Genomic DNA, 13572 nt, shown 5'->3' on the forward strand with positions numbered 1-13572 from the left:
AGCCATCCCTCGATACGCCTTCTCGACAAGCTCGAAGGCTATTCGGGACAAACGGAATTTTCTGGGGATTGCCCATGACCCTCCGCCATTTCCTGAACCTGTCCGACGCCGGACCCGACGGCATCGCCGCGATCCTGCACGATGCGATCGAGCGCAAGGCCGCGCGCAAGGGCTTCCCCAAGGGCAAGTCCGACACGGACGCGCCGCTCGCCGGGCACGCGCTGGCGATGGTGTTCGAGAAGAACTCGACCCGCACCCGAGTCAGCTTCGACATGGCGATCCGCCAGCTTGGCGGCGCATCGATCGTGCTCGACGCAGGAACCATGCAACTCGGGCGCGGAGAGACCGTCGCCGACACCGCGCGCGTGCTGTCGGGCTATGCCGATGCAATCATGATCCGTACCGACGATCACGCAAAGGTCGTGGAGATGGCGGACTATGCCTCCGTCCCCGTCATCAACGGGCTGACCGACGACAGCCATCCGTGCCAGATTGTCGCCGATCTGCTGACCGTCATCGAAAGCGGCAAGGCGCTCCCCGGCCTGAAATGGGCGTGGCTGGGCGATGGCAACAACGTGCTGCATTCGATTGTCGAGGCGGGCGGGCTGATGCAGTTCGACGTCTTCGCCGCCTGTCCCGAGGGCTATGATCCCGATCCCGCCTTCATGGCGAAGGGCGGCAACCGCGCGGTGCTGACCCGCGATCCCGTCGAAGCCGTGCGCGACGCCGATGTGATCGTCACCGACACCTGGATTTCGATGGGTCAGGACCATGCCGATGCCAAGCTCGCGGCGATGATGCCTTATCAGGTCACGGAAGCGCTGATGGCGCACGCCAAGCCCGACGCGGTGTTCCTCCATTGCCTGCCCGCGCATCGCGGCGAGGAAGTGGTGGACAGCGTGATCGACGGACCGCAGTCGCTGATCTGGGCGGAAGCCAAAAACCGGCTGCACGCGCAAAAATCGATCCTGCGCTGGTGCCTGGGCCAGATCGGATGAGATTGTAAGGCGCGCTCTGCCCCCTATCTTCCGTCATTCCCGTCGACCCGATTTCGGTTTGATTTAGCCCCCGTTCGTTTCGAGCGAAGTCGAGAAACGTGGTTCAAGCGCGTGCGACACGTTTCTCGACTTCGCTCGAAACGAACGGATGGTTGACGCCGGAACAGGGACGCGGGTGACGAAAGAGAGAATATGACCGACCAAATCAAGGCCATCACCCCCCCCGATCTCGACCGGGTCACTGCCTTCACCATTCCCGATCGCCACGCGCGGGGCCGTGTCGCGCGGCTTGGCCCGGCGCTGGGCGAAATCCTTGCCGCGCACGCCTATCCGCCCGCGATCGAACGGCTGCTGGCCGAATCGCTGACGCTGACCGCACTGCTCGGCGCGACGCTCAAGGACAATAAGGGCCAGCTGACGCTTCAGGCGCAGACCAGTGGCGGGATCGTGTCGCTGATGGTCTGCGACTATCAGGACGGAGCGTTGCGCGGTTACCTGCAATATGACGCCGAGCGGTTGAGCGAGGGACCGGAGGAACCGAGCCTCTATGCGCTGTTCGGCACCGGCCACCTGGCGATCACCTTCGACCTCGGCACCGGCGGCGAACGCTATCAGGGCGTGGTTGCACTGGACGGCGCGACCATCGCGGAGGCGGCGGAGAATTATTTCGACCAGTCCGAACAGATCCCGACGCTGATCCGGCTGGGCGCCCATCGCGATGCCGACGGCGCGCTGATCGCGGGCGGTCTGTTCCTCCAGCACATGCCCGAAGGCGAGGAAGGGCGCGAGCGGCTCCACACGCGCGATCACCATCCCGAATGGGAGCATGTCGAGGCGCTGGGCGCGACGATGGGTGCCGACGAACTCGCTGATCCGGCCTTGCCGCTGGAGACGATCGTGTGGCGGCTGTTCAACGAAGAGCGCGAGGTGCGCGTGCAAACCGGCGTCGCCCTGTCGCGGGGATGCCGCTGCGACGCCGATTACATCCGCCAGGTGCTGGCCAAATTCCCGGTCGAGGAACGCCGCGAAATGGCCGAGGCCGACGGGCTGATTCACGTCGACTGCGCCTTTTGTTCGAAGAAATTCCCGGTGCCGGTGGAAAGCGCCGACGCCTGATTGAGGCACGATTCGTCCCCCGTCATTGCGAGCGCAGCGAAGCAATCCAGCACCTGCGCTTGGCCCGCTGGATTGCTTCGCTGCGCTCGCAATGACGAACGGGGATATTCGTGTCCTTCCGGGATTGCACAGCCCGAACCGTCTTCCCACATGACGGATCGGGCGTTGGCCGGACGATGGGGCGGTCCGGGCGTGCGTGCATGCTTGGGAGACAAGGGCGATGACGAGCGGGCGGATGACGCGCGCGGGCGCGGCTGTCGTGCTGGGGTTGGGATTGCTGGTCGGAACCACGGCGCGCGCCGATGCGCCGCAAACCTCCGTTCTGGCGATGATCGAACCCGGCCAGTGGCAGTTGACCGATACCGACAGCGATGCGAGCCGCAGCCTGTGCGTGCGCGATCCGCGGGTGCTGCTCCAACTCGGCCATCCCGGCACGGCCCAATGTTCGCGCTTCGTGGTGTCGCAATCGCCGCGCGAGCTGACCGTCCACTATACCTGTCCCGGCGCCGGGCATGGCCGCACCACCATCGGCATCGTCACCCCGCGCTCGATCAAGCTGGAAACGCAGGGGATTACGGGCGGCCTCCCGTTCCAGCAGAATTATGCCGGGCGGCGCGTCGGCGCGTGCGGATGACGACCATGCACGTTAATCCGATCTTTACCCCCGATGCCTTAGGGAAAGAGCGTGTTTCTCACCCGGTGGGTGCGACAGCTCCCCTGTCTGACAGGGTTTTTCCCAAGCCTTTTCAGGGCCGCTCCCAGAGCGGCCCTTTTCTTTGCCCGCCGATGGGCTTAGGCGCGCGCCGATGACTTCCCCCCAGCCTTACGCCGTCGTCCTCGTCTCGGGCGGCCTCGATTCGATGGTGTCCGCCGCGCTCGCCAAGGAAGCCGGTTTCCGCCTGCTCGCGCTGTCGGTCGATTACAATCAGCGCCATCAGGTCGAACTCGCCGCCGCGCGCCGCATCGCCGCCGAACTGGGCGCGGAACGCCATATCGTCATGCCGATGGACCTGTCCGCATTCGGCGGATCGGCGCTGACCGCCGATATCGATGTGCCAAAGGGCGGCGTCGAGCCCGGCATTCCGGTGACCTATGTTCCGGCGCGCAACACCATTTTCCTGAGCCTGGCGCTCGGCTGGGCCGAAGCCGCGGGCGCGCGCGACCTGTTCATCGGCGTCAACGCGCTCGATTATTCGGGCTATCCCGATTGCCGACCCGAATTCATTGCCGGGTTCGAGCATCTTGCCGACCTCGCGACCAAGGCAGGCGTAGAGGGCGAGCCGTTCAAGATTCACGCGCCGCTTCAGCATATGACCAAGGCGGATATCGCCAAGGAAGCCGCGCGGCTGGGGCTCGACGCGGCGATGTCCTGGTCCTGCTACGACCCGGCGCCCGGCGGGGTGCATTGCGGGCTGTGCGACAGCTGCCGCCTGCGCCACAAGGGGTTCGAGGAAGCCGGGCTGCCCGATCCGACCCGCTATGCCGTGATCGTATGAGCTACGCGGTCAAGGAAGTCTTTCTGACGCTGCAAGGCGAAGGTGCGAATGCGGGCGCGCGCGCGGTGTTCGTTCGCTTTGCCGGGTGCAATTTGTGGACCGGGCGCGAGGCGGATCGGGCGAGCGCGGTGTGCAAATTCTGCGACACCGATTTCGTCGGGATGGACGGCACCGGCGGCGGGCGTTTCGCCGACGCCGACGCGCTGGCCGATGCGGTGGCGGCGGAATGGGGCGAGGGAGCGGACAAGCGCTTCGTGGTGCTGACCGGGGGCGAGCCGATGCTTCAGGTCGATGCGGCTTTGGTCGATGCGCTCCACGCGCGCGGTTTCCGCATCGCGATCGAGACCAACGGCACGCTGCCCGTCGAACCCGGCATCGACTGGATATGCGTCAGCCCCAAGGCGGGGAGCGATGTGGTCCAGACCCGCGGCGACGAACTGAAACTGGTGTGGCCGCAGCCGGGCAGCGATATCGATGCGATCGAGGGCTGGGACTTCGCCAATTTCCTGATCCAGCCGATGGACGATGTGCGCGGCGAGGCCAATGTCCGCGCCGCGATCGACTTCGCGATGGCGCGGCCGAAATGGCGGCTGACGCTTCAAACGCACAAGATGCTGGGACTGCGCTGAGGAACCGGGCGGCAACGTTTCAGCCGTCGTTGCGAGCGTAGCGAAGCAACCCAGTCTGGCGCGCGGCTTTCTGGATTGCGTCGGTACGCTCGCAATGACGGGGCGGGTTTCCGCCCGAATTCTGGCGGTATCCCGCGCCGACCGGTGGACCCCGGAACCAGTCCGGGGTGACGGTGCAGGCGTGGGGCGACCTAACCCGCGTAGAATTTCCCGCAGCGGCGTTCCTGCCACACGTTCCGCCGCCAGCAGCGCTGGTTGGAGAACTCCTTCAGCACCGGCATCGGCGCAGGGTAGCGGAACAGGAATTGCTGTTCGCCCCACGGCACCAGGCTGTTGCGCAGCTCGCGCATATGGTTGTGGGCGACGTCGGCCAGCCCGCCCGGCGGTGCGAACAGGGCGGCATAGCCGACCTTGCCCGCCGTCTCGCAGAACGGATATTGCGCCGACACCACCGAAAAGCCCGACCAAACGCGCGAGAAATACTGGTCAAGCCCGGTCTGGCCGGGACGTCCCTTACCTAGCGTGCGGTTGAAATAATTGTGGAGCGTCGCCTGGGTGCGATCGAGTTCGGGATCGTGATTCTTGAGCAGGGCGTTGTAATTGCTGACCAGCCGCAGCGTCGGCGCGAAATCGCATTGCAGTGCCGCGACATTGATCGCCGCGCGCAGGTTCCACACCAGCGCCGCGCTCAATTCCTCCGGCGTTGCGCCAGGCATTTCGGCGCTGACCATCCCAGGTTCGGCACCCGTGACGCGCGGACCGGTCAGGTCGGCGGATTTGAAGAAGAACTGGGCCTGGGCGGGTGCCGCCCCCAAGAACACGACAGCGGCCAGCCCCGCCGCCATCAGACGCAACACGTTCATAATTCCCCTCGCCACAAAGCGCGTAATGTTCAGCTTGTGCGAGCATGGTTAAGCGCTTTTGACTCCGCCCCCAAGCCCCTTTTTCGCATGCCCGCGAAACGATCCCCTCGCCGTCGCCTCACCGGGTAACAAAAAGGGCCGCCCGGTCGCCCGGACGGCCTCTTCGTGACGATCGTTCGATCGACGGTGACCGGCCCTGCCGCAGTGGCGGGGCCGACGCGAATTACATCGCGTTGGTGGTGGTCATCGTGTCGTTCATCATCATCATGTCGTTCGACATCGTGTCGTTCATCATCATCATGTCGTTGCCCATCGCGCCGTCGACGATGGTCATGTTGTCGGTCATCGTGCCGTCGAGCATCGGATCGGTGGTGTTCAGATCGACGACCGTGGTGTTTTCGGTGGTGACTTCGGTGGTGTCGCCGCATGCTGCGACGAGCAGTGCCGCACCGGCGATCATCGAACCGGTAACAGCCTTGGAAATGAATGCGCGCATTGAAAGCTCCCTAGATAATTCGATCTGGAAAATGGCCTGGTGGCCCGGTGACCCAAATCGGCGTGGACAGTAATCGCTAACGGCCTCGCCCTCAAGTGGTCAAAACCGCGCCGGTTTCTCGACATATTCGAGGAACGTCGGAAGGCTCAACGCCAGAGCGGCGTCAAAGGTTGCAGGTGTTACGATTTTGCCCAGCGCAGCGGCGCTCGTCACCGGAAATTCGGGCAGCCCGCACGGCACGATTCCGCCGAAATGGTCGAGATCGGGCGACAGATTGACGGAAAAGCCGTGCATCGTCACCCAGCGTTTCACCCGGACGCCGATCGCGCCGATTTTCGCCTCCGCGCCGCCATCTTTGGTCCAGATGCCGATCCGCTCGGGCACGGCATAGGCGTGGATGCCGAGTTCGCCCAGTGCCGCGATCACCCAGCGTTCGAGCGCGTGGACATAGCAGCGCACGTCGCGCCCCCGCTGGGCGAGGTCGAGCATGACATAGCCGATCCGCTGGCCCGGTCCGTGATAGGTGTAGCGCCCGCCGCGCCCGGTCTTGAACACCGGAAAGCGCGGATCGATCAACTCAATGGGATCAGCCGAAGTGCCCGCGGTGTAGAGCGCGGGGTGTTCGAGCAGCCAGATCAGTTCGCGCGCGTCCGCGTCGCGGATCGCGGCGGCGCGCGCCTCCATCGCCTCCATCGCGGTCGGATAATCGACCGGGGCGGGCGCGGTGCGCCATTCGATGGCGTCGGGAACGGTCGGGGGGGAAGCGGGCATTGGCAAGCGGGGGGCTCATGGCTACGAGTGACGAACTTGGGTCCAACTGAGCATGGAGGGGCATGTGGTCAAGATGGGGGCGGTCTGGGACCGCACGACGAAATTCCTGCGCGCCAATAGCGGCGCGGTGATGACGATCGCCGCTTTGGCGATTTTCCTGCCCACTGTGGTCAGCCAGATCGCCCAACTGGCACTGGCGGGCGACGATCCCACGCAAATGAGCGGGGTCGGGGTGATTATCGGCCTGATTACGACGATCGTGACGATTTTCGGTCAGGTCGCGCTGGTTGCGCTGGCGATCGACGCGACGCTTGGCACCGGCGGCGCCTTTTCGGTTGCCGGACGGCGGCTGTTGCCGGTGATCGGCGTGTCGATCCTCGTCGCGCTGATCTTTTTCCTGCTGTTCCTGCCGTTCGTGTTCGTCCTGTTCGGATCGGGCGTCGATTTCGCGGCGCTGCAGGCGGGCGACACCTCGGCGATGCCCGAACTGGGCGGCGGCACCGCCCTGTTCCTGGGGCTCTACACGCTGGTGCTGATCCCGATCCTCTTCTGGCTGGCGGCGCGGCTGTCGGTCGTGATGCCGGTGGTGGTGTGGGAACGGCGGGGCGTCGGCGCGATCGCCCGCACCTTTCGACTGACCAAGGGCCATGCGCTCAAGATCGTCGGCATCTTCATCCTGTTCCTGATCGTCTTCAGCGTCGCCAGCATGGCGGTGGTCGGCGTGTTCGGCGCAATCTTCGCGATCGCGGCGGGCGGTATTCAGGGGATGACCGTCGGCGCGGTGCTGCTGGCGATCATCAGCGCGTTGCTGACGGTGGTCTTCACCGTGATCTACACCATATTCCTGACCAAGCTCTACAAGAGCCTGATCGAGGAAGCCGAGCCCGCCGCGGTGTTCGAATAAGGTCCATGACCCAATGAGACTCGAACCGGCGGGCCTGCTCGCCGAAGCCGTGCAGCGGTATAAGTCCGAACGCCCCGCGCTGCATGCAGTCGCGGGGCTGTTCTTCTTCGTGCCTGCGTTGGCGCTGTTGTTCTTCGTCGAGACCGCGCCCGCGACCGACGGCCAGTCGGTGACCGACGCGCTGCGGGCGATGATGGCCGACAATTGGCCGTCGCTGCTGGGCGTCCAGCTGCTCGAACTGTTCGGGTCGGCGTGGCTTTATGCCTGGCTGCTCGGGCGCGACAAGCCGTCGCTCGGCCAGTCGCTGGGTCGCGCGATCGCGTTGCTGCCGATGTTTCTGGTCGCATCGGTGCTGGTCGGGCTGCTCACTTTTGCGGGATTGCTGTTCTTCCTCGCGCCCGGCTTCTACGTGATCGGGCGCACCTTTCTGGTCGCGCCGATCCTGATCGCCGAGCCGGGAACGACGGCGATCAAGGCGTTCGAGGAATCGATCCGCCGGACGCAGGGCATGGGCTGGATGCTGTTCGTGATCGCCGCGGCGATCTGGCTGACCGGGCAATTCCCCAATCTGCTGTTGCGCCCGTTGGAGGCGCCGCTGGGGATCGCGGGAACCGTGCTGGTCGATGGCATCGCAGCGGTCGCTGGGGCGGCGGTGACGCTGCTGATCCTGCTGGTGAAAATCGTCGTCTATCGCCGCACGGCGGGGTCGAAGCGCGGGACGTGAGGCGCCGAATCGGGCGGCAGATGCCCGGTCAGCCGTGGGTCGGCGAACGTCTCGACGCGACGCGCGAACGGCACGAAGCCGTGGCGGATATAGAAACCGAGCGCACGCGGATGGTCGAGCGTGCAGGTGTGCACCCACATCCGCGTAACGCCGCGCCGCCAGCCGAGGGCAAGCGCGTTCGCCATCAGCCAGCCGCCATGCCCCTTGCCCGCCAGTTCGGGGACGACCGCCAGATAGGATAGCTCGCACGCGCGCTCTTCACGGAAATCCAGTTCGAGCATCCCCAGTTCGACGCCCGACCGGTCGATCATCGCATAGACCTCGACCGCCGGATCATCGAGGATCGCGCGCAGTTCCGCATCGGGCATCACCAGCCGTGAGAACCACAGCCAAGGGGCGCCGACGCGGCGAAACAGCGTGCGATACCGCTCGCTGTCGGGTGTGTGCCAGCGTTTGAGCATATAGGGGCTGGGGGGCAGCGGTCGCGCGGGCGGACGTTGGGTCATTTCCAGCGCGGTGACGATGGTGGCGACATGATCGTCGGGGACGGGGGTCAGGGTCATCGCACCCACCATCCGTCACCCCGGACGCGCTCCGGGGTCCACCGGGCGGTAAATGATGCGGCCAAAGAGGAGAGCATTGCGCAAGCGGCTGAATGGACCCCGGAACGCGTCCGGGGTGAAGAGGTGCAGGGGATTGCCCTCACCCCCATGTCGCGACCGGCGGCAGGCTCATCAGGATCGCGTCGATGTTGCCGCCGGTCTTCAGACCGAACAGCGTGCCCCGGTCATAGACCAGGTTGAATTCGGCATAACGCCCGCGCCATTCGAGCTGCTGTGCCTTGTCGGCATCGGTGAACGCCATGCCCATCCGCCGCCGCACCAGCGCTGGGTAGATGTCGAGAAAGGCCCGCCCGACATCCTGGGTGAAGGCGAAATCGGCAGCCCAGTCGCCATCGAGATGATCGTAGAAGATTCCGCCGACGCCCCGGTGCACCTGGCGGTGCGGGATGTAGAAATAATCGTCCGCCCATTGCTTGAACCGCGGATAGTGCGCGGGGTCGTGGGCATCGCACGCCGCCTTCATCCGCGCGTGGAAATCCTCGGTGTCCTCGGCATAGGGAAGCGGCGGGTTGAGGTCCGCGCCGCCGCCGAACCAGCGCTTGGTCGTGACCAGAAACCGCGTGTTCATATGGACCGCGGGAACGTGCGGATTGGCCATGTGCGCGACCAGGCTGATGCCGGTCGCAAAGAAGCGCGGATCGTCGCCAGCGCCGTGGATCGATTTGGCGAACTCGCCTTCGAACGTACCGCCGACGGTGGACACGTTGACGCCGACCTTTTCGAACACGCGCCCCTTCATCACCCCGCGCACGCCGCCACCGCCCGGCTCGCCGGACGGATCGGTGCGGTCCCACGCGGTGTATTCGAACGCCGCGTCCGATCCCGCCTCGCGTTCGATTGCCTCGAACTCGGCGCAGATCAGGTCGCGCAGGGTTTCGAACCAGGTGCGGGCGGCGGTTTGCTGGGGGTCGAGGGGCTGCATGGACGCAGGCTTTAGCCGCGCCGGTTCAGTCGCGCCAGACGCGCGTCACATGCCCCATCTTGCGGCCGTCGCGCACCTCGCGCTTGCCATAGAGGTGCAGGTGCGCCGCCGGATCGGCCAGGATCGCCGCCCAGTCGTCGGCGTCGCTGCCGATCAGATTGGTCATCTCCACCTTTTGCCCGGTGATCGTGGTCGGGCCGAGCGGCAGGCCGCAAATCGCGCGGATATGGTTTTCGAACTGCGAGGTCGCTGCGCCCTCGATGGTCCAATGGCCCGAATTATGGACGCGCGGCGCCATTTCGTTGAACACCGGACCCTCACTCCCGGCAAAGAATTCGCAGGTCAGCACCCCGACATGGCCCAGCGCGTCGGCAATCCGCCCGGCCAGCGCCGCCGCCTCGGTCCACTGGCTGGCGATCTCGGCAGGCGCGGGCACGGTCGATGTCGCGAGGATGCCGCCGACATGGACATTGTGCGGCGGCGGATAATGCGTGATCGTCCCGTCCCCGCCGCGTGCCAGCACGATCGAAAATTCATGGCTGAACTCGACGAACGCCTCAAGCACCGCGGGCGCGCCGTTCAGCGCTTCCCAGGCGGCGTCGGCGTCGGCGAGGGATTTGAGGCGTGATTGCCCCCTGCCGTCATACCCAAAGCGGGTGGTCTTCAGGATCGCCGGGCAGCCGATGCTCTGGATCGCGGCGTCGAGTTCCGCGCGGCTCGACACCGGCGCCCAGCGCGCGGGGCGACCGCCAAGCCCTTCGACGAAGCGCTTTTCCTCGATCCGGTCCTGCGCAACGCGCAGCGACGCGGCGGAGGGACGAACCGGCGCGCCCGTGATCGCCGCGATCGGGTCGGCAGGCAGGTTTTCGAATTCATAGGTGACGACATCGACCTCAGCCGCGAACCGCGCGAGCGCTTGCGGATCGTCATAATCGGCCTGGGTGAAGGCGCCGCTCGCATCGTTGGCGGGGCCGGAGGCGGGGGCGTAGATATGGGTGCGATAGCCGAGTTGGACCGCGGCGACCGCCATCATGCGGCCCAATTGGCCCGCGCCGATGATGCCGATCGTCGATCCGGGGGGGAGCATCCGGTGATCGGGTGTCTTCATTGCGGCTCGGTCGCCACGCTGGCGGTCTGGTTGGCGCGCCATTCGTCGAGCTTGGCGGCGAGCGCAGCGTCGTGGGTTGCGAGGATCGAAACCGCGAGCAGCCCGGCGTTGATCGCGCCCGCCTTGCCGATCGCCAGCGTGCCGACGGGAACGCCGCCGGGCATCTGGGCGATGGAGAGCAGGCTGTCCATGCCCTTCAGCGCTTTCGATTCCACCGGCACGCCCAGCACTGGAAGCCGCGTCATGCTCGCGGCCATGCCGGGCAGGTGCGCCGCGCCGCCTGCGCCCGCGATGATGACCTTCAACCCCCGTTCGACCGCGCTTTCGGCATAATCGACCAGGCGACGCGGGGTGCGGTGCGCGGAGACGACCTTGGTCTCATGCGCCACGCCGAATGCGGTCAGCACGTCGGCGGCGTTGCTCATCGTCTCCCAATCGGACGTGCTGCCCATGATGATGCCGACGATGGGAGGCTGGGTCATTCGCAGGTTTTTTCCGTGGTTGCGCGGAAAGGGAAGGCGGGTGTTAAGGCCGCGTGCGGAGCGGCGCAACCGGGAAGTCTGCCGGGGCGGGGGCATGAAGCCCCCAATTTTGCGCATTCCGTTTGTCCTGAGAAGGGACTGAGCATGGCGAAAGCCCGTATCGAAGGATCGCCCAAAGCAACGATCCTTCGATACGCCACTCCGACTTCGTTCAGCGGCTACTCAGGACGAACGGAGTTGGTGACTATGCTCTGGGTCGCCTTCATCCATAATCGCCCACCACCGACTTGACCTCCATGAACTCGGCCAGCCCGAATTTTCCGTATTCGCGGCCATTGCCCGATTGCTTGTAACCGCCGAACGGTGCGGAAGGATCGGGCTGGCCGCCATTCACATAGACCATGCCTGCGCGTAATCGCGGCGCGACGCGGCGGACGCCCTCGGCATCGCCGAACACCACCGCCGACAGGCCGTATTCGGTGTCGTTGGCGACGCGGATCGCCTCTTCCTCGTCCTTGTAGGGGATGATGGTGACGACAGGGCCGAAGATTTCCTCGCGGGCGATGGTCATGTCGTTGGTGACGCCCGAAAACAGCGTCGGCTTGACGAAATAGCCGGTTTCCACGCCGTCGGGACGGCCGGGGCCGCCAATTTCCAGTTTCGCGCCTTCCTCCATGCCCTTGCGGATCAGGCCCTGTACCTTGTCGAACTGCGCCTTGTTGACCAGCGGCCCGATATGGCGGCCTTCCTCCATCGGATCGCCGGTCCGGGTCGCGGCCATCATCGCCTTTGCCGCCTCGATCGCTTCGGCCTGTTTGGAGGCGGGAACCAGCATGCGCGTCGGCGCGATACAGCTTTGCCCCGAATTGACGAGCACGCTCATCAGCGTGCCCTGTACCGCCTTGCCGATATCGGCGCTTTCCAGCACGACCGATGGCGACTTGCCGCCCAGTTCCTGGTGCACGCGCTTGACCGTGTCGGCAGCGGATTTGGCGACCATGATCCCGGCGCGCGTCGACCCGGTGAAGCTGACCATGTCCACGTCAGGGTGCGCGGTCAGCGCCGCGCCGACGCCGGGGCCATCGCCCTGGACCAGATTGAACACGCCCTTGGGCACGCCCGCCTTGTCGAGAATTTCGGCAAAGATCGCGGCCGATCCGGGGCATTCCTCGCTGGGCTTCAGGATCATCGTGTTCCCTGCAGCCAGCGCGGGCGCGACCTTGGCGACGATCTGGTTCATCGGCCAGTTCCACGGGGTAATCAGCGCGACGACGCCGATCGCCTCATGGACGACGGTGCTGCGTCCCACCTTCTCGGTGAATTCGAAATTCTTGAGCGCATCGATGGCCGCGGTGAAATGACCGATTCCGGCCCCCACCTGCGCCATTTTCGCAATCGCGATCGGGCAGCCCATCTCGGTCGCGATCGCGGTGGCGAGATCGTCGGCGCGGTTCTTGTATTCGGCGAGGATTGCTTCGAGCAGCGCGACGCGCTCGTCCACCGACGTCTGCGAAAAGCCATCGAACGCGGCGCGCGCGGCGGCCACCGCGCGATCCACATCCGCGGCGGAACCGAGGGTGATTTCGGTGCATGCCGTCTCGGTTGCCGGGTTGATCACCTCGTGCCGGGTGCCGCTCTCGCTATCGACCCATGCGCCGTCGATATAATGCTTCAGATAGCTTTTCATGGCCGCGCTCCGGTGGTTTGAATATTGGGTATGGAATGCATCATCGCCCCGTGCCCGCATCGTTGCAAGACGAAAGGCGCGCGGTTCAGCCCGGATAGGGCTTGGCCTTGAGCAATCCGGCGAGATGCGCGGCGTTCGAAGCGACCATGTTCGCGGTTTCGGTCACTTTCTTGGGCGTCTTGTCGAGATCCTTGAAATCGGTTGATCCCATCGCCTCGCCGACCCAGTAACAGGCGGCGACCGCCGGAATGGTGAAGCCCACATCGTTCAGCGACTGGAAGATTTGCGACGACGACCAGTGCGCGCCGTCCTCGTTACCGACGATCGCCGCCACCGCGACTTTGCCATAGCTTGGCATCCGGCCCGCATCATCGGTTTCCGAGAGGAAGGCGTCGAGACGTTCGAGCACGCGCTTGGCGACGCTGGAAATCTGTCCCATCCAGATCGGCGTGCCGAGAATGACGATATCTTGCGCAAGGATTTTCGCGCGGATCGACGGCCAGTCGTCGCCTTCGCCTTCGTCCGACGTTACGCCTGGCTTTACGTTGTGCGCGGCGATGCGGATGGTTTCGGCGATCTTCACGTCATGTTGGCCGAATGCCTTGCCTAGCACCGCGATCATCGCGTCGGTGGAGGACTCCGCGCTCGTGTCGGATTTCAGCGTGCAATTCAGGGCGATGGCGGTGACGGGCATGATCTCTCTCCGGCTGGTTCAGCCCTGGAGAGACGAACGGGGTGTGATCCCGTTCCGGT

At 65.3% G+C, this 13572-nt stretch carries 16 protein-coding genes; 7 read left to right on the plus strand and 9 right to left on the minus strand.

What is annotated here, in order from left to right:
- The first annotated feature begins 74 nt into the window (after window positions 1-74).
- The 5 genes from argF (at window position 75) to queE (ending at window position 4239) form a co-directional block, all read left to right on the plus strand.
- The gene (gene argF, locus ACX0GZ_RS12910; protein WP_458817072.1) at window positions 75-998 is read left to right on the plus strand and encodes an ornithine carbamoyltransferase; all 924 of its coding nucleotides are present in this window, start codon (window positions 75-77) and stop codon (window positions 996-998) included.
- Between the two features lie 192 nt (window positions 999-1190).
- A complete protein-coding gene (hslO, locus tag ACX0GZ_RS12915) occupies window positions 1191-2114 on the plus strand; it encodes an Hsp33 family molecular chaperone HslO (protein ID WP_458817074.1) in 924 nt (307 codons plus the stop codon).
- Between the two features lie 235 nt (window positions 2115-2349).
- Entirely contained in the window at window positions 2350-2748 is a 399-nt protein-coding gene (locus ACX0GZ_RS12920) for a DUF3617 domain-containing protein (RefSeq protein WP_458817076.1), read from the plus strand.
- Between the two features lie 172 nt (window positions 2749-2920).
- A complete protein-coding gene (gene queC, locus ACX0GZ_RS12925) occupies window positions 2921-3610 on the plus strand; it encodes a 7-cyano-7-deazaguanine synthase QueC (protein WP_458817078.1) in 690 nt (229 codons plus the stop codon).
- Window positions 3607-4239 carry a 7-carboxy-7-deazaguanine synthase gene (queE, locus tag ACX0GZ_RS12930; protein ID WP_458817080.1) on the plus strand — a complete coding sequence of 211 codons (633 nt, stop codon included), beginning with the start codon at window positions 3607-3609 and terminating at the stop codon, window positions 4237-4239. Before queC ends, queE begins: the two co-directional genes overlap by 4 nt.
- Window positions 4240-4430: 191 nt before the next feature.
- Here queE and ACX0GZ_RS12935 read toward each other — a convergent pair whose 3' ends face one another.
- The 3 genes from ACX0GZ_RS12935 to lipB all read right to left on the minus strand — a co-directional run bounded on the left by ACX0GZ_RS12935 (window position 4431) and on the right by lipB (window position 6369).
- Window positions 4431-5102 carry a hypothetical protein gene (locus ACX0GZ_RS12935; protein WP_458817082.1) on the minus strand — a complete coding sequence of 224 codons (672 nt, stop codon included), beginning with the start codon at window positions 5100-5102 and terminating at the stop codon, window positions 4431-4433.
- A 223-nt stretch (window positions 5103-5325) separates the two neighbouring features.
- Window positions 5326-5598 carry a hypothetical protein gene (locus tag ACX0GZ_RS12940; protein ID WP_458817084.1) on the minus strand — a complete coding sequence of 91 codons (273 nt, stop codon included), beginning with the start codon at window positions 5596-5598 and terminating at the stop codon, window positions 5326-5328.
- A gap of 99 nt (window positions 5599-5697) precedes the next feature.
- On the minus strand, window positions 5698-6369 hold the full coding sequence (lipB, locus tag ACX0GZ_RS12945; RefSeq protein WP_458817085.1) for a lipoyl(octanoyl) transferase LipB: 672 nt from the start codon (window positions 6367-6369) through the stop codon (window positions 5698-5700).
- Between the two features lie 64 nt (window positions 6370-6433).
- Here lipB and ACX0GZ_RS12950 point away from each other — a divergent pair, with 64 nt between their 5' ends.
- Together ACX0GZ_RS12950 and ACX0GZ_RS12955 are read left to right on the plus strand one after the other, a co-directional pair.
- Window positions 6434-7273, plus strand: a complete 840-nt coding sequence (locus ACX0GZ_RS12950; protein WP_458817087.1) for a hypothetical protein — start codon at window positions 6434-6436, stop codon at window positions 7271-7273.
- Between the two features lie 13 nt (window positions 7274-7286).
- A complete protein-coding gene (locus tag ACX0GZ_RS12955) occupies window positions 7287-7997 on the plus strand; it encodes a hypothetical protein (protein WP_458817089.1) in 711 nt (236 codons plus the stop codon).
- Here the strand turns inward: ACX0GZ_RS12955 and ACX0GZ_RS12960 are convergent.
- The 6 genes from ACX0GZ_RS12960 to ACX0GZ_RS12985 all read right to left on the minus strand — a co-directional run bounded on the left by ACX0GZ_RS12960 (window position 7961) and on the right by ACX0GZ_RS12985 (window position 13513).
- Entirely contained in the window at window positions 7961-8560 is a 600-nt protein-coding gene (locus tag ACX0GZ_RS12960) for a GNAT family N-acetyltransferase (protein ID WP_458817091.1), read from the minus strand. The two genes, ACX0GZ_RS12955 and ACX0GZ_RS12960, sit on opposite strands and share 37 nt — an antisense overlap.
- Window positions 8561-8699: 139 nt before the next feature.
- A complete protein-coding gene (hemF, locus tag ACX0GZ_RS12965; RefSeq protein WP_458817093.1) occupies window positions 8700-9542 on the minus strand; it encodes an oxygen-dependent coproporphyrinogen oxidase in 843 nt (280 codons plus the stop codon).
- A gap of 25 nt (window positions 9543-9567) precedes the next feature.
- Window positions 9568-10650 (minus strand): 5-(carboxyamino)imidazole ribonucleotide synthase, encoded by a 1083-nt coding sequence (locus ACX0GZ_RS12970; RefSeq protein WP_458817095.1) that lies wholly within the window; start codon window positions 10648-10650, stop codon window positions 9568-9570.
- Window positions 10647-11132, minus strand: coding sequence for a 5-(carboxyamino)imidazole ribonucleotide mutase (gene purE / locus ACX0GZ_RS12975; RefSeq protein ID WP_458817097.1), 486 nt, complete (start codon window positions 11130-11132; stop codon window positions 10647-10649). The genes ACX0GZ_RS12970 and purE overlap by 4 nt, the downstream gene beginning before the upstream one ends.
- A gap of 262 nt (window positions 11133-11394) precedes the next feature.
- Window positions 11395-12819, minus strand: a complete 1425-nt coding sequence (locus tag ACX0GZ_RS12980) for an aldehyde dehydrogenase family protein (RefSeq protein WP_458817099.1) — start codon at window positions 12817-12819, stop codon at window positions 11395-11397.
- An 85-nt stretch (window positions 12820-12904) separates the two neighbouring features.
- Window positions 12905-13513, minus strand: a complete 609-nt coding sequence (locus ACX0GZ_RS12985) for a flavodoxin family protein (protein WP_458817101.1) — start codon at window positions 13511-13513, stop codon at window positions 12905-12907.
- Window positions 13514-13572 lie beyond the last annotated feature (59 nt).

The organism is Sphingomonas aestuarii, from assembly GCF_054457155.1.

What these genes read in the sequence shown, in the direction of transcription:
- argF (WP_458817072.1), top strand. Translation starts at nt 75, where the DNA reads ATGACCCTCCGCCATTTCCTGAACCTGTCCGACGCCGGACCCGACGGC.
- hslO (WP_458817074.1), top strand. Translation starts at nt 1,191, where the DNA reads ATGACCGACCAAATCAAGGCCATCACCCCCCCCGATCTCGACCGGGTC.
- ACX0GZ_RS12920 (WP_458817076.1), top strand. Translation starts at nt 2,350, where the DNA reads ATGACGCGCGCGGGCGCGGCTGTCGTGCTGGGGTTGGGATTGCTGGTC.
- queC (WP_458817078.1), top strand. Translation starts at nt 2,921, where the DNA reads ATGACTTCCCCCCAGCCTTACGCCGTCGTCCTCGTCTCGGGCGGCCTC.
- queE (WP_458817080.1), top strand. Translation starts at nt 3,607, where the DNA reads ATGAGCTACGCGGTCAAGGAAGTCTTTCTGACGCTGCAAGGCGAAGGT.
- ACX0GZ_RS12935 (WP_458817082.1), bottom strand. Translation starts at nt 5,102, where the DNA reads ATGAACGTGTTGCGTCTGATGGCGGCGGGGCTGGCCGCTGTCGTGTTC.
- ACX0GZ_RS12940 (WP_458817084.1), bottom strand. Translation starts at nt 5,598, where the DNA reads ATGCGCGCATTCATTTCCAAGGCTGTTACCGGTTCGATGATCGCCGGT.
- lipB (WP_458817085.1), bottom strand. Translation starts at nt 6,369, where the DNA reads ATGCCCGCTTCCCCCCCGACCGTTCCCGACGCCATCGAATGGCGCACC.
- ACX0GZ_RS12955 (WP_458817089.1), top strand. Translation starts at nt 7,287, where the DNA reads ATGAGACTCGAACCGGCGGGCCTGCTCGCCGAAGCCGTGCAGCGGTAT.
- ACX0GZ_RS12960 (WP_458817091.1), bottom strand. Translation starts at nt 8,560, where the DNA reads ATGACCCTGACCCCCGTCCCCGACGATCATGTCGCCACCATCGTCACC.
- hemF (WP_458817093.1), bottom strand. Translation starts at nt 9,542, where the DNA reads ATGCAGCCCCTCGACCCCCAGCAAACCGCCGCCCGCACCTGGTTCGAA.
- ACX0GZ_RS12970 (WP_458817095.1), bottom strand. Translation starts at nt 10,650, where the DNA reads ATGAAGACACCCGATCACCGGATGCTCCCCCCCGGATCGACGATCGGC.
- purE (WP_458817097.1), bottom strand. Translation starts at nt 11,132, where the DNA reads ATGACCCAGCCTCCCATCGTCGGCATCATCATGGGCAGCACGTCCGAT.
- ACX0GZ_RS12980 (WP_458817099.1), bottom strand. Translation starts at nt 12,819, where the DNA reads ATGAAAAGCTATCTGAAGCATTATATCGACGGCGCATGGGTCGATAGC.
- ACX0GZ_RS12985 (WP_458817101.1), bottom strand. Translation starts at nt 13,513, where the DNA reads ATGCCCGTCACCGCCATCGCCCTGAATTGCACGCTGAAATCCGACACG.